Here is a 17,720-nt window from a genome sequence, read left to right on the forward strand (position 1 = left end):
TCAACCGTTCGGTTGAACGGCCGGGGAGAGGACGTCGCCGAACACCTCGTCGGCGATGTCGCGCGGCGCCGAGTGCCTGACCCGCGCCGTCACACCAGGGTCGTTCGCATCTGAGAGGGACGTCGGAGGCAGAGCGGTGAGTTGCACCGAGCGCTCCCACAGCCTGCGGGCCAGGGTCCGCGTCGACGGCCTGTGGGTGTGGGGGGCTTTGCGCTGAAGGTGGTCGAAGGACGAACCGTTGAGCGCTTCCGGGTCCGCTGCGGTGGCCAGGTGCAGCAACGGCTCCGCACCCTCTCCGGTGTGGCCGTCATGACCTTGGCCAGGCGTGACACCATGAGCGCCCGCAGCGTCGGGGTGTCGCGGGCCACGTCGCCGGCGACGATGTCCGGGAATCAGCGATGGTCTGTCCGGCCGCTGCGATCCGCCTGGTGGAGACGTGAACCGCATCGTGATCGTCGGCGCGTCGGCGGGCGGGCTGGCCGTCGCGCAGACGCTGCGCGTGACGGGCTACGACGGCGTGATCACGCTGATCGGGGACGAGCCGAATCCGCCCTACGACCGTCCGCCCTTGTCGAAGCAGGTCCTGACCGGAGAATGGGAGCCGGGGCGGCTGATGCTGCGCCCGCAGGCGGACCTCGACGCTCTGGACCTGGACCTGCGCCTGGGAGTGGCCGCCGCCGGGCTGGACCGGGCCGGCCGGGCCGTGGCGCTGGCCGATGGCACCCGCGTGCCGTACGAGGGTCTGGTCGTCGCGACCGGTGTCCGTCCTCGCCGCCTGTCGGGCAGCGAGGGGGTGGCCGGGGTGCACACGCTCCGGCGCCCGGAGGACGCACTGGCGCTGAGGGCCCGGCTGCTCCCGGGACGGCGGCTGGTGATCGTCGGTGCCGGGTTCCTGGGTGCCGAGGTGGCCGCGGTGGCCCGTGGGCTCGGGGTGGAGGTGACGTTGCTGGAATCGGGCCCGGTCCCGCTGGCGCAGGCCATCGGTGAGCGGGCGGGGCGGTTTGTGGCCCACGTCCACGTCGACCACGGCGTACAGCTGCGCACCGGAGTCACGGTGGCCGGGATTGTCGACTCCGGCGGTCAGGTCACGGGCGTCACCCCGTCCGACGGCCTCCTGATTCCCGCCGACGACGTACTGGTCGCCATCGGCTCCCTGCCCAATACCGAGTGGCTGGAGGGCAGCGGGCTGACCGTGCTGGACGGGCTGGTGTGCGACGCGTTCAGCGCCGCCGCACCGGGGGTGTACGGAGTCGGGGATGTGGCGCGCTGGCACAATCCGCTGTTCGGCACGGCGATGCGCGTCGAGCACCGCACCAACGCCGCCGAGCAGGGCAGTGCCGTCGCCCGCAACCTGCTCACCCCCAACGCGCCGACGCCGTTCGCTCCGGTTCCGTACTTCTGGTCCGATCAGTACGGGATGAGGATCCAGGCCTACGGCTACCTGCGTGACCACGACGAGGCGACGGTCGTGGAGGGCGACATGGCGCAGGGGCGTTTCCTCGTCGCCTACCGCTGGCGGGACCGGCTGACCGGAGTGCTCGCGGTCGGCATGCCGCCGAAGACGCTGCGCACCTGGCGGGCACGCATCGCCGCCGTTGCGGACTGGGACGAGGCCGTCACCGGCACAGCAGCCGCCTGACCACCGCACGCCACCAGCCGGCCAGAACCAGCACGCCGCCGTTGGCCGTGCTGACGACATCCGGAACGACACCTCACAGGAGCATTCATGAGCATGGAGACCGACACGAACGACAAGGCCGTTCTTCCGGCCTTCCCCGGCGCGCGCGAGGCCCGCTGCCCGTTCGATCCGCCCCCGGAGTACCGGGACTGGCGCGAGAAGGACGGTTTCCAGCGGGTGGACTGGCACGGCACACCGGCCTGGACCGTGAGCCGGTTCGAGGACATCAGGGCGCTCCTGAGCGATCCGCGGATCAGCACGGAAACCACGAACGACCACCATCTGCCGCAGAGCTTCCCGAAGATGGACGACCCGGAGCATGCCCGTCTGCGCCTGATGCTGACCAAGGACTTCACCGTCAAACGGGTGCAGGCGATGCGCCCGCACATCCAGGAGATGGTGGACCGCATCCTCGACGAGATGATCAGCAAGGGACAACCGGCGGACCTCGTCACCGCGTACGCGCTGCCCATCCCGTCGCTGGTGATCTCGCTGCTGCTCGGAGTGCCCTACGCCGACCACGCCTTCTTCCAGGAGCACAGCGGCATCCTGCTCAACGCCAGCGTCACCGAGGAAGAAAGGCAGGCGGCCAGTGGAGCGCTGTACAACTACCTGGTCGAACTGGTCGCGCGCAAGGAGCGCGAGCCGGGAGACGACCGCCTCAGCAGGCTGATCGTCGAGCGGGTCGCCACCGGTGAGATCAGTCGCGAGACAGCGGCGATGAACGGGAACGTCCTGCTGATCGCCGGGCACGAGACCACGTCGAACATGATCGCCCTGTCGACCATCACCCTCCTGCAAAACCCCGAGGCGCTGGCCCGGATCCGCGACACCGACAACCCGGCCGTGATCGCGAAGGCGGTCGAAGAGCTGCTGCGCTACCTGACCATCGCCCAGGACCAAATCGTGCGGGTGGCCCTTGAGGATCTCACCATCGGCGGACAACTGATCCGGGCCGGAGCAGATCGTCATCAACCTGCCCGCGGGCAACCGGGACAAGGGGTTCTTCACCGATCCCGACCACTTCGACATCGCCCGCAACGCCCGCAACGCCCGCGGGCATCTCGCCTTCGGCTACGGCATTCACCAGTGCCTCGGACAGTCCCTGGCACGCACCGAACTGGAAATCGCGCTGCCCACGCTGCTGCGCCGGCTGCCGGGACTCCGGCTGGCGGTACCGATCGAGCAGCTCAAATTCCGGCAGGAGATGGCCACCTACGGCGTCCACGAACTGCCGGTCGGGTGGTGACGCCACGATGAGCGATCTTCACAGCAGCCGGGTGGCCGTGGTCACCGGCGCCGCATCCGGCACGGGGCTCGCCATCGCCCGCCGCCTCGCCGGGCAAGGACACCGCCTCGCCCTGTTCGACCGGCAGGGCGACGCGGCACGGCAAGCCGCCCAAGAGCTGAGCAGCGGGCTGGGCTCCGCCACACGAGCCTACGAGGCCGACGTCACCGACCGCACCGCGGTGGACGACGCGGTACGCGCCGTCCACAACGAATTCGGCCCAGTCGAGATCATGGTCACCTCCGCGGGCGTCGAGGCCTTCACACCGGCCACCGACATCACCATCCAGGAATGGGACCGCATCCTCGCCGTCAACCTCACCGGCACATTCCACTGCATCCAGGCAGTCCTCCCCGACATGCGGGCCGCGGGCTGGGGCCGGATCGTCACCATCTCCTCGGTCAGCGCGCAAACCGGCGCACCCAACATGGCGCACTACGCCGCGTCGAAAGGAGGAGTCATCTCCCTGACCAAAGCGCTGGCCCTGGAACTCGCACCCACCGGCATCACCGTCAACACCATCCCACCCGGACTCATCGACACACCCATGGCACGCCACGCCGAAAAGGCAGGCAACGTCAGCATCAAGGCCGCCGGCGCCATGACGCCCGTCCGCCGGCCCGGCACAGTCGAAGAGATCGCGGCCGCCTGCGCCTTCCTCTGCTCCGACGAGGCCGGCTACATCACCGGCCAGACCCTCGGCGTCAACGGCGGCCTCCACATGTGAACACGCGTCGACCGACGTCACACACGGGACAGGTACTGGTCTACTCACGGCGCCCCGGGAACACCACGAGCAGACGCACACGGACCGACGGGACCACCGAGCCGACAGACAACCGGCCTCGTGAAGGGAGAAACGCAATGACCACTGCACGCGAGCAGGGACTGGCTCTCGACGAACGGGAGCGCCGGGAGCTGTGCGACCTCATGGCCGAACTCGGTCCGGACGCACCGACCCTGTGCGAGGGCTGGACCACACTCGACCTCGCCGCACACCTCGTACTGCGCGAACACTTCACCAAATGGACCGACGAACGCATGTCGATCGAGAAAGCCAAAGGTCTCCCGGTCCTGATCGATCGGCTGCGCGCCGGTGCCCCTCTTGTGCCGCCGCTACGGCCGCGCCCCCACGTTCCTGGCGATGACCGGCTACGAGCAAGTGCCCTCCATCGCATGGGGCTGGTTCAAGGACCAGTTGGGCATCGTGCCCACGCAGACCCTCTGCTTCCTGCCCGTCATCCTGCTGGCCATCATGTTCGGCCTGTCCAGCGACTACGAGATCTTCGTGGTTTCCCGGATCAAGGAGCACTTCACCCGCCACGGTGACGCCCGTGCCGCCGCGGTCGTCGGGACCGGTCTGTCCGCCCGAGTGGTCACCGCCGCCGCCCTGATCATGGGCTCGATCTTCGTCGCCGTGATGTTCGAGGACGATCCGCTCATCAAGGCCATGGGCTTCAGCTTCGCCGTCGGAGTCCTCGTCGACGCCTTCGTCGTCCGCCTGGCCCTCGTGCCGGCCGTCATGGCCGTCGTCGGTGAGAAGATCTGGTACCACCCCCGCTGGTACGGACCTCGTTCCCGACCCCGACATCGAGGGCGAGCGGCTTGAGGAAAAGCTCGGCGTCCCCGCCGAAAAGGAACTGGCCAGGGCCTGACCACCGGAACCCGCCAAGCCCGCAGCGCGCCGCCCGTCCAGCGCCTCGAAGACCGGCGGGCGGCGTGCCCAGGCACGGCGCCACACGCCGCCACGCCGGCACCCCACCCCCGCACGGAAGAGACCGCCCGCCGTGACCAGCGTGCTCCTCGTCGGCGACCCGACCCTCGAAAACCGTGTCCTGGCCGTACTGCTGGACAGCCTCCCCCACCTGAACGTCGTGGGCCATGCCCCGCACAGCGACGCCGTCCGCATGGCCGGGCGCCTCGCCCCGCACCTCGTCGTATGGCGCCTCGGCCACCCGGACCTCACCGTCCTCGCCCGCTTGCGCCGTATCGCACAGGCCCCGGCCGCACCTCAGGTTCTGATCCTCACCGGCCCCACACCCGACCATTACGCCTACACGCTGCTGCGTGCAGGGGCCGGCGGTGTCCTCCGCGACACCGCGACGCACGGCCAACTGCTGGCGGCCGTCCGGGCGGTGACCTCCGGTGGCGCCGCCCTGCCCCCGGACACGACCCGCAGGTTCATCGACGCCTTCCGGAACCTGCCCCCCCCCCGGCGAATCGCACCAGCAGCCACCGCGACTTGACTCACTCACCCAGCGCGAACGCGAAGTCCTGGTCGCCATGGCCCGCGGCTGGAACAACGCGGAAATCGCCGACCACCTCTCGCTCGCCCCGACCACCGTCAAGTCCCACGTCAGCCGCATCCTCCACAAGACCGGCGCCCGCGACCGCCTGCAAGCGGTCGTCATCGCCCTCGACGCCGGGCTGACGGCACCATCCGGGCTCCAGCCCCCTGACACGCCGTTACAAGCACCGACCCGGTGCGCTGCTCCTCAACGCGATGAAAGCGCTTCCCAGCGGTCCGGCCAGATGTCCCCCAAGGCCGAGGTCTCGCGGGAGGTCTGGCGCCGGCAGGCGCGGGCGCTGGCAGGCGCGCTGTGAGGCCGCCGAGACAGCGGAGGAACGGCACCGCGTGCTGGATCGAGCCGTTGCCCGCGCCGGACTGGGGACCTGATGGTGCACGACGTCGGACGAGATGCCCCGCCGTCACGGAGCCAGCGCCCCTGAGTCGCATCAGTGGCCGGATCGGCACTGTAGTCACCGCACCGAGCTCACAGGCATGACCCTGCGATACGCGATCACCGCGATCACCGCGACCGCGACGTGCATCACGAGCAGGGCCACGACACCGGTGACCTCGCCCTCGTCGAACAGGAAGAAGTCGGGGACGAAGGAGACTACGACGACCGACGGGACGAGTCGGCGGAGCAGTCGTTCAGGATTCCGGTAAAACCTGCGGATGAGGGCCCATCCGACGGCTCCGGCCAGCACCCCCAGCGCGGTCAGGGAGGCATACGACGAGGGCTCCAACGCGTCGAAGTCCTCAGGCGCGCCCAGCGTGCGCGCCAGCACCGCGATCAACGCATTCACCAAAGAGGACAGCACGAAGGCGATGAACACACCTCCCGCCACCACGAGCGGACCCCGCCGTAAAGACAGCATCTCAGGGACAGATGACATGGCAACTCCAGATCGTGAGAGGGAACATGATCAAGTCTTGGGACTACTGGTGGCATCCACTCGCTGAAGGAGACGGCCCGCGTCGACGTCGCCACGCCTGTCGGCCGCGCGTCGTGACGCAGCCATCAGGTAGGTGACGGCGGCCGCGAAGACCAGCAGAGCGATCCAGTCGTTCAGTCGCAGGCCGAGGATGTGATGGGCCTCGTCCACCCGCAGGTATTCGATCCAGAAGCGGCCTACGGTGTACGCGGCGGCGTACAGCGCGAACGTCCGGCCCCGGTCGAGGCGGAAGCGCCGATCCGCCCATACGACCAAGGCGGCCACGCCAACGCACCACAGCGACTCGTACAGGAACGCGGGGTGGTAGGTGGCCAGGTCCGGGGTGGCCTCGGGCCGGTGTGCGGGGTCGATCTCCAGGGCCCACGGGAGGGTGGTGGCCCGCCCGTAGAGCTCCTGGTTGAACCAGTTGCCCCAGCGGCCGATGGCCTGGCCCAGCGCGATGCCGGGAGCGACGGCGTCGGCGAACGCGGACAGGGGAATGCCCCTGCGGCGGCAGCCGATCCAGGCGCCGACGGCACCACCGGCGATGGCGCCCCAGATGCCGATGCCTCCGTCCCAGATGTAGAGGGCCGTGACCGGATCGCCGCCGTCACCGAAGTACGGCTCGCTGGACGTGATCACGTGGTAGAGGCGGGCACCGACGACGCCGAACGGGACCGCCCACAGGGCGACGTCCGTCAAGGCGGTCTTCTCGCCGCCGCGAGCGGCCCAGCGGCGGCCGCCCAGCCATGTCGCGGCGGCGATTCCGAGGATCAGCATCAGTGAGTAGCCGCGCAACGGCAGCGGACCAAGGTGAACCTCGCCGATGGACGGGCTGGGAATGAAAGCCAGGGCCACTGATGGTTCCTCACAGATTACAGATTGCGGTGGAGCGCAGACCGTCGGCCGCGGGGCTGATCCTCGCCGCACGCACCCGTCCCGCACATCGACCGATCGACGCATCCTTCGCCCACCGTTCGGTGGGCCCACCGCCACTGACCGGCTGATCCTCCCGCTACGCGGCTGCGCCTACGCTGACGGCCATGGCACTGCAACAAGCGTGGGAGTGGGAGCGGTGGAAGGCCGTGGGGCAACACGCCTTCTTCACCGCCGTGCTCGCCCTGTCCGTACTGGGTGCGCTGGCCGGAGCGGACATGACGACCGGCGCGGCCCTGCTGCGGGTCGGCCTCGCCGCGGCACTCGCCGCCTGGTACGCGTACTGGAACGCGCTGCGCGGCGGCACGGATCGCCCGCCGCTGCCCTACCTGGTCGGGGCGTCGGTGGGGTGGGTGGTGATGGCCGCGGTGGACCCCGCGTTCCTGCCGGCCGCCGTGGCAGTGCTGACGCCGTACTGGCTGAGACGGGCCTGGTGGTCGGCCGGCGGGGTGCTGGTGCTGGGCGCCGCCTGGTCGTGGCAGCGCTTCACCACGGACGGCTCCGTCGACGTGCGGGCGCTCACGGGCTGCGTGCTCGGCACCGCGGTGGCGGTCACCATTGCCTGCTACGTCGCCACCCTCGACCATGAGAGTCACAAGCGGCAGCGGCTCCTGGACGAGCTCACGGCCACCCAGGCCGAACGAGCGGCAGCGGAACGTCAGGCTGGCACCCTGGCCGAACGCCAGCGCCTGGCCCGGGAGGTCCACGACACCCTGACCCAGGGGTTCGCGTCCATCGCCATGCTGCTGGACGCCGCGCGAGACGACCTGCCACGCGGCTCCCCTGCGGCCCCCCGCGTCGAGCAGGCCATGCGGACAGCCCGGGACAACCTCGCCGAGAGCCGCCGCCTCGTGCACGCCCTGCGGCCCGCGCCGCTGGACCGTACGCACTTGGCGGACGCGGTGCGCGAACTCACCACCCGGCTGGCGGACGAGACCGGCATCGAGGCATACACGGTCGTCACCGGGCAACCGGCCCCCACAACCCCGAGTACGGAGGGCGAGTTGCTGCGCGTCGTACAGGAGGCACTGACCAATGTCCGGCGACACGCCCGCGCGGCGAGCGTTTCCCTCACGCTCTCCTACCTCGACGACGTCCTGGCCATAGACATTCAGGACGACGGCGTCGGCTTCGCACCCGCTGCCCGGCATGTCGGCATCGGGCTGGCCACCATTCGGGAGCGCATCGCCGCTCTGGACGGCACGCTCGTGGTGGAAAGTGCCGTGGGCGAGGGCACGACCGTCGCCGTCACGGTGCCGCTCCGAGTCGAGCCCTCAGCCCCCGTGCCCTCACCCGTGTCCGGCGCCGAACGGATGGCCCCGGCCTCATGAGTACCTCGACCGGTCCCACGATTCGGGTCCTCCTCGCCGACGACCACGCCGTGGTCCGTGAGGGCCTGGCCGCCATGCTCGCCACCCAGCCCGACCTCACAGTCGTCGGCGAAGCCGCCACCGGTGCCGAGGCACTGCACCAGACCGCCGCACTCGCACCCGACGTCGTCCTGATGGACCTGCAGATGCCCGGCCTGGACGGCACCGCCTCGACCGCCGCCATCCGCGCCGCCCACCCCGAAGTCCGGGTACTCGTCCTGACCACCTACGACACGGACGCCGACATCACCGCCGCCGTCGACGCCGGCGCGGTCGGCTACCTGCTCAAGGACACCGGACGACACGAGCTGTGCGAGGCCGTCCGTACCGCCGCCCGGGGAGGTGCGGCACTGTCCCCCACGGTGGCCGCCAAGGTCCTTGCCCATATGCGTGGCGACCGGGGCGACGGCTTGTCCGGCAGGGAACTCGAAGTTCTGTCCGCCGTGGCCCGCGGGCAGAGCAACAAGCAGATCGCCCGCGCCCTGCGTCTGTCCGAGGCCACGGTCAAGACGCATCTGCTGCACATCTATGCCAAGCTCGGCGTCGGCGACCGCACCGCCGCCGTCACCGCCGCGCTGGGTCGGCGAATCATCCGCGTGGACTGAACGCCTCGCCGGGGCACGGTCGTTCAGGAACAGGACCGGACCAGCCCCCGTCGGCGACCACGCCTTGTGGGCGCAGCACCCCGCTATCACTCCATTCGCTACAGGCAGCCTGAACGGCCGCCTGAAACAGAATGGTCGATCTTCCTTGGCTCCCGTGGCTACGTGAGCGGTAGGCCCATGGTCGGCGCCGCCCCCGTGACCTCCCATCGGCGTACCGAGCCAGAAGAGGGCTGTAGCCCCCGTTCTGTGTCGGTCAGGCGAAGATGTCCTGTTGGTAGCGGCCGTCGGCCTCGAGTTGGGCGAGCCACTGCTGGGCGGCGGCGTCATCGTTGCCGGTGTGGGAGCGATACAGCGCGGCGAACGCCTCACGTACGGCCGGTGCCATGCGCCGGCCGTCGCCGCAGACATAGACGTGCGCGCCATTCTCAAGGGCGTCCCACACCGCGTGCGAGGCGGCGATGATCGCGTTCTGAACAAACCGGGCGGGGTGGTCGGGGACGGCGGAGAAGGCGGTGTGCACCTCGGCGATGCCGGACCGTGCCCACTGCTCCATCTCGTCCCGGTAGAACCAGTCGTGCTCCGGGTGGCGGCAGCCGACGAACACCTGGGACTTGCCGACCTGTGCGCCGTTCTCGTACTGCCAGGCGCGTTCCTCCAGGAAGCCTCGCAGCGGTGCGATGCCGGTGCCGGGCCCGATGAGAACGAGCGGGGTCGAGGGGGCCGCCGGGGGCGCGAAGGCCGGGGACGGGACACGGACGTAGCCGTAGAAGACGTCTCCGGGGTTCAGTCGGCACAGGTACTGCGAGCACAGCCCTCGGTACTCGCCCTCGCCGGCCAGCGCGGGGCCTTCGACGAGTCCGACGGTCAGTCGGACGTGCCGCGGGTCGGCCATCGGCGAGGAGGAGATGGAGTAGAAGCGCGGGCGGATGGGTCCCATCATGTCGAGGAAGACCGCCAAGGGCAGTTCGACGGCGGGGAAGCGTTCCAGCAGGGTGAGTACGGAGATCCGCTTGTCGAGGATCTCCGCCTGGTACTTCTCCTCGGCCTCCTTCGTGTCGGCGGTGTAAGCCTCCAGTTGGGGCCGGGTCCAGGGACATGGGGTGTGCTGCGACAGCGTCCGGATCTGGGATCGGGTGGCCACGTCCTGCAGTTCCAGGAACTGGGCCAGGAGCAGTTCCGCCGTCACCGGCACGCCCACGGGCAGATGGGTCCTGCCGCTGGGGTCCGCCTGGTCGAGGCGGAGCATCTGGTCGCGGTCCACGCCGAGCCGGTCCAGCGTGCGAGCGACGAGGGCCGGATCGTTCTTGGCGAGGACGGCGAGGTGGTTGCCGGTGCCGTAGTCGACTCCCTCTGGCAGTTCGACGGTGATGGACCGCGCCGACGGGCGGGGAGCCTCGATCTCGAAGTCCCACAGTCCGGTCGGATCGCCGACGAGTTCTTCGCTGGCGACGACAGTCAGGGGGTACGCCTGCGTGGAGACGATCGAGGGGCGTATGTCGGACTCGGTGAGGAGTTCGACGTGGCAGCGCGGGCCGTCGTCCTCCACGGTGTCGGCGGCGTATTCCTCGGCCAGAGTCGCCCAGAGGGTGCTGATCCAAGCGGAGGCCATGCCGTCGAAGTCACCGGCGGCGTCGACTTCGCCGCGCTCGACGACGGGTGTGGCTCCGGCGGCCAGCAGTGCGGTATCGATGCGGCGGGGGAACGCCTGGTAGGTCTGCCACTGTGTGTTGCCGACGCCCAGGACGGCGAACCGCACGCCCGACAGCGCGTCTTCGGGCAGCCCGTCGGCGATCAGTTCGTCGAAGCGCTGCGCGTTGTCCGGGGCCTTGCCGTTGTAACTCGCGGCGACGGTGACCAGCAGCCCCTCGGTGGGCAGGTTGTCCGCCAGGTCGTCCAGGGAAGCCAGTGTGGTGTCGAAGCCGGCTCGCCGGGCCCGGTCGGCGATCATCCGCGCCAGGTCCTCGGAGCTGCCCAGGGTGGAGCCGTAGCCGACGGCGAGCTTCACCCCGACGCCGTGGACCGCGGCAGATTGCTCCTCGTCGCCGGCCAGCACAGCGGGGGTCACGTCGAAGGATTGCCGCTCGTGGTCCTGGCGCAGCCGGATCCGGACCTCGAAGTCCGCGGGCTTGAGCGTCAGCGTTTCCTTGATCCGCATCTGGTAGTCGCTCGGGTCGGAGAAGGCGAACTTCTGCAGGATCAGCGCGAGCGCAAGGCGGGCCTCGGTGAGCGCGAACTGACGTCCGATGCAGGCGCGCTTGCCGTCGCCGAAGGGCTTGTAGGCGTGCGGGTGGTGCCGGGCCGCGTTCTCCGGCAGCCAGCGGTCGATGTCGAACTCGTCGGGCCGCTCCCACGCCTTGGGGTGGGTGTGCAGCAACGGGAAGACCAGTGTGGCCTTCTGGCCCTTCTCCACGTGGTAGCAGCCGCCGATGACCGTGTCTTCGAGCGCCATCTTGCCGATGAGCGAAATGGGCGACCACAGCCGCAGGGTCTCGTCCAGGATGCGCGGGATGACGTCCAGCTTCATGACCGTCTCGTAGTCGGGCACGGTGTCCCCCGGCAGCAGCCGGTCCACCTCCGCGTACGCCTGCGCCAGTACGTGCGGGTTGCGCAGCAGCGAGTACAGCGCGAAGGACAGCAGGCCGCTGGTGGTCTCGTGGCCTGCGATGAGGAACGTCAGCGTCTGGTCCCGGACGTTCGCGTCGTCCAGCTGCTTGCCGGTGACCGGGTCGGCGGCGCCCAGCATCAGGCCGAGCAGGTCCCGTTCGCCGTCGCCGATGCCCTGGCGGCGCTGCCGGATCACTCCGTCGACCAGGTCCCGCATGTACCGGATGCTGTCCCGGTAGGACCTGTCCTCGGTGCGCTTGAGCTTGGTGACCAGCGGCGGCCGCTGCGTGCGCCCCATGGCGACGGTCAGTGCGTGCAGCATCGCCTGGAGGAAGGGGTCCAGGTCCTCGCGCTGGAAGGAGTGGAACCGGTAGCCGAAGCCGGAGAGGGCGATGGTGTCCAGGGTCAGCCGGGTCATGTCGTCGGCGATGGTGACGGTCCGCCCGTCGCGACGGCGCCACTTGCCGACGAGTTCCTGTGCGATTTCCAGCATCTGAGGGAAGTACGCCTTCATCGACCGCTGGCTGAACGCCGGCATCAGGATCCGGTGGGCCTCGCCCCAGACGCCCTCGTCGTCATGCGCCGTGAACAGTCCGGAGCCTGCGAAGTCACGGACATGGCTCAGCGGCGGGAGGATCGGCTTGCCGAAGCGGGTCCCGTCGCAGACCTCGGCGACCAGGTCCGGGTCGGAGACGAAGAGCTCCTCCCGGCCGGCGATGGCCAGGCGGAAGATGCCTTCCGGGTACCGGCGGCCCACCTCGACGAACCACTGGCCCGGGCCGTCCAGCGGGATCTGCAGCGTGTTTCCGACGAGCGGGGCGCGGCGTGGGGTCGGTATGGGGCGGAAGTCGGTCATGAGTCACTCCTCGGTCGGCGGCCGTGCTGTGGCAGCGGCCGTGGGAGCAGGAGCCGTCCAGATGGCGGCACCGCAGTTCCATACGCCGTATGGAACTGACTTCAGTGATACCATACGTTGTATGGAAAGCTCGGAGACGGCTCCCCGGCGGACAAGGAAGAGGGATGTGCCTCTGACCCCCGAGGCCATCTACACCACGGCGTTCAAGCTGATCGAGGCCGACGGCGTCGAAGCGCTCACCATGCGCAAGCTCGCGACCGCACTGGACGCCAATCCGATGTCGCTCTATCACCACGTACCGAACAAGGAGGCCCTACTGCGCGGCGTGGCCAAGCTGGTCGCCTCGCAGTTCCACCCACCTGAACAGACGGACCTCCCCTGGCAGGAGCGTCTGCGTCAACTCGCCCTGAGCTACCGCGCGTTCGCGCATCACGATGCCCTGGTGATGGCCCACACGTTCGCCAGTCCCGACTTCGTCCAGGCGGACTTCCCCTTCTGGCTGGGACTCACCTCGACGCTGAGGGCCGCGGGAGTGCCGGAGCGGGAGATCTCTCGGACCGGCGCTGTGCTGAGCGCGTTGTTCACGGGCCTGCTCGTCTCAGAAGTCAGCGGAGCGCTGCAGCAGTGGACGACTCTGCGGACGGCGCCCGCCGCGGCCGAAGGCGAGGAAAACCCTCCGATGGCGTCGGACCGTGAGGTGGAAGCGATGTTCCGCCGCACGCTGGACGCCGTCATCGCGGTCCTGGAAAGCCAGCTGGCGGCGACACCGGCCGACCGCGAGGCAGATTGACGGCCGGCGTTGCATCCGCCCCGCGACGGCAGGGCCGGACAAAGAACCCAAAACCCCGCACATGGGCCGTATGCCCGCTGTCCGGAGGCGGTCGGAGCGAGCGCTATGCCGACGACGCGGTGGCGCACTGCGTGTCGGAGCGTCAGGCCCGCGAAGTGCTGGCCTCGCTGATGGACAGGATGGAGGAGGTCGGGCTGCGACTGCATCCTGACAAGACCCAGATTGTGTACTGCCGGGATGGGAGGCGCCGATGGCCCTTTGGGCAGACGGAGTTCACCTTCCTCGGGTACACGTTTCGCGCACGCGAAAGCCGGAATAAGCACGGGCGGCGGTCCACGTCGTTCGAGCCGGCGGTCAGCAAGGTAGCTCTGAAGAGGATGAGTACTGAAATCCGCAGCCGGCGGCTTCACACCCGGTCCGACCTCTCCTTTGTAGAGCTCGCGCGGCGGATCAATCCGATCGTGCGGGGGTGGATGCAGTACTTCGGCCGGTTCTACCGGTCGACGCTGACTCCCCTCCTGATGCGCATCAATGCCTACTTGGTGCGGTGGGTCCGCCAGAAATACAAGAAGCTCGCGGCGCTGCGGAAGGCGCTCCACAAGATGTGGGAGATCGCCGACAGGTACCCCCGCATGTTCGCACACTGGAGATGGACCACAGTGGCGTCCATGGCCTGGTGATCAGAATGGCACAGTCCACTCCCTCCGGCGCCGCTCATATCGGCTCAGCCTACGGCGCCTGAGTACGGCGTCCAGGCGCCTTCCGCCACCCTGCCCGGTCCCGTCCCCGCCCACCAGCGGCGGCGATAGGCTCCACCAGGTGAGCGAGTACCAGTACTACGAGTTCCAGGCCCTCGACCGGCCGATCAGCCGCGAGGAACAGGAACAGCTGCGGGCCATCTCCACCCGGGCGAGGATCACCGCGACCAGCTTCACCAACACCTACAACTGGGGTGATCTGAGCGGCAATCCGCGCCGCATGGTCGAGCGGTACTTCGACGCCCACCTGCATGTCACCAACTGGGGCACCCACCGGCTGATGCTGCGCCTGCCCAAGCAGGCACTGACCCTGCCCACGGTGAAGGCGTACTGCCTCGATCACCACGTCGATGCCTGGACCACCCGCACCCACCTCCTCCTCGATCTCACCAGCGAGGACGAGGGCGGCGACTGGGTCGAGGGAGCCGACGACTCCTTGGCTGCCCTCATCGGCGTACGCGACGAACTCGCCACCGGCGACCTGCGCCCCCTCTACCTGGCCTGGCTCTCCGCACTCGCCGCCTGGGAACTCGAGGACGACGACGAAGAGGAGTACCAGACCTGCCCCGAACCCCCCGTCCCGGCCGGCCTCGGCGAGCTGACCGCACCGCAGCGCGCGCTCGCGGACTTCCTGCGCGTGGACGCCGATCTGCTTGCGGTCTCGGCCCAGGCCAGCCCTGCCTCGCCCAAGGAGCCGCCACGCCCCACGAAGAAAGAGCTCGTCCCGCTGATCGCCGCCCTCCCCCAGAAGGAGAAGGACGCCCTGCTGCTGCGGCTCGCCCTCGGCGCCGAACCCCGGTTGCGTACCGACCTACTGCACCGCCTGCGCGGCGCCGCGGCACCCACCGCAGCCCCCGGACACCGATCCGCCGCCCGCCTCCTGGACGCCGCCCACGCCCTGCGCACCGAACGCCGACAGCGCGCCGAACACGAACGGGCCGAAGCCCGCGGCCAGCACCTGACCGCCCTCGCCCGCGAGGCCGAATCCATCTGGCAGCAGATCGAGGCACACATCGCCACCAAGAAGACCAGCGCCTACGACCAGGCCGTCACCCTCCTCACGGAACTGCGCGACGCATACACGCACACGGGACGGGACACGGACTTCCGGCAGCGCCTGACCCGCCTGATCGAGGACAATCAGCGCCGCCCCGGCCTGATCCACCGCCTCGACCGCCACGGCCTCCGATAACCCCGCTCGGCCCCGACCCGGGCGGGCCGGGGCCGAGCTGTTCCCTCCCCGCCTCCGCTTCAGGGAAGCAATGTGAATGCGGGAACGTGATCCGGCACGAGCGCCCGGAAATGCCGGTGGTCGAGCGTCGCGACATCCGTCAGCTTCAGCCGCTCCGCCACAGCGACCACCGAAGCGTCAGCCACACCCAGAGGAAAGCCCCGGTAGCGGCGCATCAGCTCAACGATCCCATGTCCCGCTCATCAGGGAACACCTGCACCAGGTCACCGCCGACGACGGACTCCACCAGATTGATCTCGGCCTCGGCGCCCAGATACTTCGCGACCAGGTAGCAGCACTCGGTCAGCACATACGGGGTGACAACGAGGTCACCGTCGTACGACTCCAGGAGGTCGGCACAACGCTCATGATCAGGATCGTTGCGGTTGAGGAAGGCGACGAGGGGACCGGAATCAACGATCAGCATCGTCCTCGCCGATCTCCGCCCGTACGACGTCCTTCGCCCGGGCACCGAGATCGGTCGCCGGGCCATCGAAGCTCCGCAGTATCCGGAACCGGCTCGGCACGGGCTTGACCAGACGCAGAGCGTGGCGGCGCAGCTCCTCCGCCTGCTCGGGCTCCAGGTGATCAATGAGCTCGTGCAGGTCACTGTAGTCATACGCCGAGGTCATGGCTGCTCCCTCTCCGCCGTGCCGTACGTCCACGATAGCGTCGCCATGCCCGCCGCGGTGACCGCGATGTCACGGCCCGCAGCCCTTCCCACGGACTCCCGGCACAAGAGGGCCACGCGACTGGCCGTGGAGCGCTCCCCATGCGAGGAGCCGGGGACGTCGGCACCGCCGGCGACAGCCTGGTCGTGCGGCTCCCGCCAGGCGCTGAGCGCTACGGTCGCCGCATCGTCACGCTGTCTCCGGGACAGCCGACGGCTTGTTCCTGATCCGCAAGGAACTTCAGGACGTCGCGGATCGCGTTCGACTGGCGCTGTGCCAGCTCCTCGCCCTCCAGCCCATCGACGACGACGTACCGGACATGTACGGACGGCGGAGGTCCCCACCTACCGGGCTTCGGTGACGGTGGCGGCTGCACGTTCTCCTCAACGGTCAGAAACACCAACATCTCGCCTGTGTCCCGTGACGGGAGATCCGGATACGGAGATCCCACTCGTCGGAGGTGGCCGACTCATCGTGAACGAACAACTCCCCTCAACCGGCGCCGAGGCCGGCCTCAAGATCAACGGCGCCCACCTGGTCCCCACTTGACGGCGATGAGGTCGTCTGGCCCAGGCCGACACCGCGATACACAACTGCGGTGACTGACGACCACGCCACCTGGGGCGGGCGGCAGGAGTACACCGACGCATTCCTGCGGTCCGCCCGCCGTGCTGTCCAGGATCTGTGCGAGCGACGGGCGGCGAGCTCGAGTCGCTCACGCACGAAGCAGCACCCGCATGTGGGTGTCCGCTTCATCGCCGCCCGGAACACCACAGGCGCCGACGGTCCTCCTACGAACCCTTCGTGCAGCGGATCAAGGAGTTGGGCGCGCAAGGCGTCATACTCTCCGGTGATCCAAACGAGGGCGACATCCTTGGCAACGTACGCCCGCGTCCCATGCCGGCGGGCGGGGGATCTTCGTGTCGCGGGGCGTGGGACCCGTTGGTGCAGACCGGGCTTGTGGGAGCGGAGAATGAGCACTGATCGCTCGATGATCGTGACTGTCGATGCCACCACGCTCCAGCGGGCATGAGCTGCCGAGTTTCGCAGTGCCCACGGCTACGCCCACAAGAACGGTGACCGGGGGCTCTGCCCAGTTCCCGAGCGCGGCCGATAGCCAATTTTCTTCACGGTTCGCCCGGCGGGCCGCACGCCCCCCTCCGCCGGCCAGGTACTGGCCCGGGTGCGCCCGGTATCAGTCAACGGCCGAGCCGCCAGAGGGCGCGGAGCACGCGAGCCCCTCCCGCCTCAGGGATTACTTGAGCATTTGTCTCGATAGCATCGAGCGAGACGTTAACGGCAACATATTCGATCACGTCAGGGGACGGACCGGCGGCGATGGGTGGGGCGGCACGGCTGCGAGTACCAGTAGGCCAGGACGCGGAGCGGTGGGTCACGCGCGCGGGCTGTCGTCGTGTCCTGTTCATCGTGCACAACGTGACGTCCGCGACCCGTCTGCTGGATGTGCTCCCCCTGTTTCACAGTGACCTTCGCGTGCAGTTGTTCGCTACCTGTACGGGATCCTCTCCCTTCCTGGCGGGAGTGCCCGAGTTGTTGGCGCGAGCAGGCCTTCCGGTGCTTCCTTGGGAACAAGCCAAGGACACGACGTTCGACTTGGCGGTGGCGGCGAGCTATGGAGGCGAACTAGGGGCGATTCAGAGTAAATTGGCCATACTATCACATGGAGTCGGATACAATAAGAGACTGGGCA

Annotated in this window: 19 protein-coding genes and 2 pseudogenes; 13 read left to right on the plus strand and 8 right to left on the minus strand. The window is 69.0% G+C overall.

Going from position 1 to position 17,720, the window contains the following annotated elements; all coding sequences use genetic code 11:
- The gene (locus ACWD3C_RS06775; protein WP_451140823.1) at positions 1-279 is read right to left on the minus strand and encodes a hypothetical protein; all 279 of its coding nucleotides are present in this window, start codon (positions 277-279) and stop codon (positions 1-3) included.
- 157 nt (positions 280-436) lie between these two features.
- Between ACWD3C_RS06775 and ACWD3C_RS06780 the strand changes: the two genes are divergently transcribed.
- From ACWD3C_RS06780 to ACWD3C_RS06805, 6 genes are all read left to right on the plus strand, one after another.
- Positions 437-1,639, plus strand: a complete 1,203-nt coding sequence (locus ACWD3C_RS06780; protein ID WP_451140825.1) for an NAD(P)/FAD-dependent oxidoreductase — start codon at positions 437-439, stop codon at positions 1,637-1,639.
- A gap of 216 nt (positions 1,640-1,855) precedes the next feature.
- Positions 1,856-2,938, plus strand: coding sequence for a cytochrome P450 (locus ACWD3C_RS06785; RefSeq protein ID WP_451140827.1), 1,083 nt, complete (start codon positions 1,856-1,858; stop codon positions 2,936-2,938).
- Positions 2,935-3,693, plus strand: coding sequence for an SDR family NAD(P)-dependent oxidoreductase (locus ACWD3C_RS06790; protein WP_451140829.1), 759 nt, complete (start codon positions 2,935-2,937; stop codon positions 3,691-3,693). Before ACWD3C_RS06785 ends, ACWD3C_RS06790 begins: the two co-directional genes overlap by 4 nt.
- 417 nt (positions 3,694-4,110) lie before the next feature.
- Positions 4,111-4,575, plus strand: coding sequence for an MMPL family transporter (locus ACWD3C_RS06795; protein ID WP_451140831.1), 465 nt, complete (start codon positions 4,111-4,113; stop codon positions 4,573-4,575).
- Between the two features lie 178 nt (positions 4,576-4,753).
- Entirely contained in the window at positions 4,754-5,212 is a 459-nt protein-coding gene (locus ACWD3C_RS06800; RefSeq protein ID WP_451140833.1) for a hypothetical protein, read from the plus strand.
- Positions 5,112-5,570, plus strand: a complete 459-nt coding sequence (locus ACWD3C_RS06805) for a response regulator transcription factor (protein ID WP_451140835.1) — start codon at positions 5,112-5,114, stop codon at positions 5,568-5,570. The genes ACWD3C_RS06800 and ACWD3C_RS06805 overlap by 101 nt, the downstream gene beginning before the upstream one ends.
- A gap of 156 nt (positions 5,571-5,726) precedes the next feature.
- Here the strand turns inward: ACWD3C_RS06805 and ACWD3C_RS06810 are convergent, their stop codons facing one another.
- Together ACWD3C_RS06810 and lgt are read right to left on the minus strand one after the other, a co-directional pair.
- Complete coding sequence (locus ACWD3C_RS06810) at positions 5,727-6,149, minus strand: DUF6069 family protein (RefSeq protein ID WP_451140837.1); 423 nt, start codon at positions 6,147-6,149, stop codon at positions 5,727-5,729.
- A gap of 30 nt (positions 6,150-6,179) precedes the next feature.
- Positions 6,180-7,046, minus strand: coding sequence for a prolipoprotein diacylglyceryl transferase (gene lgt, locus ACWD3C_RS06815; RefSeq protein WP_451140839.1), 867 nt, complete (start codon positions 7,044-7,046; stop codon positions 6,180-6,182).
- Positions 7,047-7,231: 185 nt separating this feature from the next.
- Here lgt and ACWD3C_RS06820 point away from each other — a divergent pair, with 185 nt between their 5' ends.
- Positions 7,232-8,455 (plus strand): sensor histidine kinase, encoded by a 1,224-nt coding sequence (locus ACWD3C_RS06820; RefSeq protein WP_451140841.1) that lies wholly within the window; start codon positions 7,232-7,234, stop codon positions 8,453-8,455.
- On the plus strand, positions 8,452-9,099 hold the full coding sequence (locus ACWD3C_RS06825) for a response regulator (protein ID WP_451140843.1): 648 nt from the start codon (positions 8,452-8,454) through the stop codon (positions 9,097-9,099). The genes ACWD3C_RS06820 and ACWD3C_RS06825 overlap by 4 nt, the downstream gene beginning before the upstream one ends.
- Positions 9,100-9,352: 253 nt before the next feature.
- Here ACWD3C_RS06825 and ACWD3C_RS06830 read toward each other — a convergent pair whose 3' ends face one another.
- Positions 9,353-12,559 (minus strand): bifunctional cytochrome P450/NADPH--P450 reductase, encoded by a 3,207-nt coding sequence (locus ACWD3C_RS06830; protein ID WP_451140844.1) that lies wholly within the window; start codon positions 12,557-12,559, stop codon positions 9,353-9,355.
- A 166-nt stretch (positions 12,560-12,725) separates the two neighbouring features.
- Here ACWD3C_RS06830 and ACWD3C_RS06835 point away from each other — a divergent pair, with 166 nt between their 5' ends.
- The 3 genes from ACWD3C_RS06835 to ACWD3C_RS06845 all read left to right on the plus strand — a co-directional run bounded on the left by ACWD3C_RS06835 (position 12,726) and on the right by ACWD3C_RS06845 (position 15,299).
- Positions 12,726-13,349 carry a TetR/AcrR family transcriptional regulator gene (locus ACWD3C_RS06835; protein ID WP_451140846.1) on the plus strand — a complete coding sequence of 208 codons (624 nt, stop codon included), beginning with the start codon at positions 12,726-12,728 and terminating at the stop codon, positions 13,347-13,349.
- Complete coding sequence (locus tag ACWD3C_RS06840; protein ID WP_451140848.1) at positions 13,346-14,029, plus strand: group II intron maturase-specific domain-containing protein; 684 nt, start codon at positions 13,346-13,348, stop codon at positions 14,027-14,029. The genes ACWD3C_RS06835 and ACWD3C_RS06840 overlap by 4 nt, the downstream gene beginning before the upstream one ends.
- Positions 14,030-14,168: 139 nt before the next feature.
- Positions 14,169-15,299: a hypothetical protein gene (locus ACWD3C_RS06845; protein WP_451140850.1), complete on the plus strand. Its 1,131-nt coding sequence runs from the start codon at positions 14,169-14,171 to the stop codon at positions 15,297-15,299.
- Between the two features lie 59 nt (positions 15,300-15,358).
- Here ACWD3C_RS06845 and ACWD3C_RS06850 read toward each other — a convergent pair whose 3' ends face one another.
- The 4 genes from ACWD3C_RS06850 to ACWD3C_RS06865 all read right to left on the minus strand — a co-directional run bounded on the left by ACWD3C_RS06850 (position 15,359) and on the right by ACWD3C_RS06865 (position 16,415).
- Positions 15,359-15,514, minus strand: coding sequence for a hypothetical protein (locus ACWD3C_RS06850; protein ID WP_451140852.1), 156 nt, complete (start codon positions 15,512-15,514; stop codon positions 15,359-15,361).
- Entirely contained in the window at positions 15,514-15,765 is a 252-nt protein-coding gene (locus tag ACWD3C_RS06855) for a type II toxin-antitoxin system VapC family toxin (RefSeq protein ID WP_451140854.1), read from the minus strand. The genes ACWD3C_RS06850 and ACWD3C_RS06855 overlap by 1 nt, the downstream gene beginning before the upstream one ends.
- Entirely contained in the window at positions 15,752-15,970 is a 219-nt protein-coding gene (locus ACWD3C_RS06860; protein ID WP_451140856.1) for a hypothetical protein, read from the minus strand. Before ACWD3C_RS06860 ends, ACWD3C_RS06855 begins: the two co-directional genes overlap by 14 nt.
- 211 nt (positions 15,971-16,181) lie before the next feature.
- On the minus strand, positions 16,182-16,415 hold the full coding sequence (locus tag ACWD3C_RS06865; protein ID WP_451140858.1) for a hypothetical protein: 234 nt from the start codon (positions 16,413-16,415) through the stop codon (positions 16,182-16,184).
- Between the two features lie 333 nt (positions 16,416-16,748).
- Between ACWD3C_RS06865 and ACWD3C_RS06870 the strand changes: the two are divergent.
- Positions 16,749-16,993 (plus strand): annotated as a pseudogene (locus tag ACWD3C_RS06870) (hypothetical protein); the annotation flags it as partial.
- Between the two features lie 354 nt (positions 16,994-17,347).
- Positions 17,348-17,720 (plus strand): annotated as a pseudogene (locus ACWD3C_RS06875) (hypothetical protein); the annotation flags it as partial.

It is taken from the genome of Streptomyces sp. NPDC002845, from assembly GCF_053591955.1.

Bases quoted from the DNA above. Each gene is read 5' to 3' on its own strand.
- ACWD3C_RS06825 (WP_451140843.1), top strand. From the start codon at position 8,452: ATGAGTACCTCGACCGGTCCCACGATTCGGGTCCTCCTCGCCGACGAC.
- ACWD3C_RS06810 (WP_451140837.1), bottom strand. From the start codon at position 6,149: ATGTCATCTGTCCCTGAGATGCTGTCTTTACGGCGGGGTCCGCTCGTG.
- ACWD3C_RS06865 (WP_451140858.1), bottom strand. From the start codon at position 16,415: ATGTTGGTGTTTCTGACCGTTGAGGAGAACGTGCAGCCGCCACCGTCA.
- ACWD3C_RS06855 (WP_451140854.1), bottom strand. From the start codon at position 15,765: ATGCTGATCGTTGATTCCGGTCCCCTCGTCGCCTTCCTCAACCGCAAC.
- ACWD3C_RS06820 (WP_451140841.1), top strand. From the start codon at position 7,232: ATGGCACTGCAACAAGCGTGGGAGTGGGAGCGGTGGAAGGCCGTGGGG.
- ACWD3C_RS06830 (WP_451140844.1), bottom strand. From the start codon at position 12,559: ATGACCGACTTCCGCCCCATACCGACCCCACGCCGCGCCCCGCTCGTC.
- ACWD3C_RS06860 (WP_451140856.1), bottom strand. From the start codon at position 15,970: ATGACCTCGGCGTATGACTACAGTGACCTGCACGAGCTCATTGATCAC.
- ACWD3C_RS06850 (WP_451140852.1), bottom strand. From the start codon at position 15,514: ATGCGCCGCTACCGGGGCTTTCCTCTGGGTGTGGCTGACGCTTCGGTG.
- ACWD3C_RS06795 (WP_451140831.1), top strand. From the start codon at position 4,111: ATGACCGGCTACGAGCAAGTGCCCTCCATCGCATGGGGCTGGTTCAAG.
- ACWD3C_RS06790 (WP_451140829.1), top strand. From the start codon at position 2,935: ATGAGCGATCTTCACAGCAGCCGGGTGGCCGTGGTCACCGGCGCCGCA.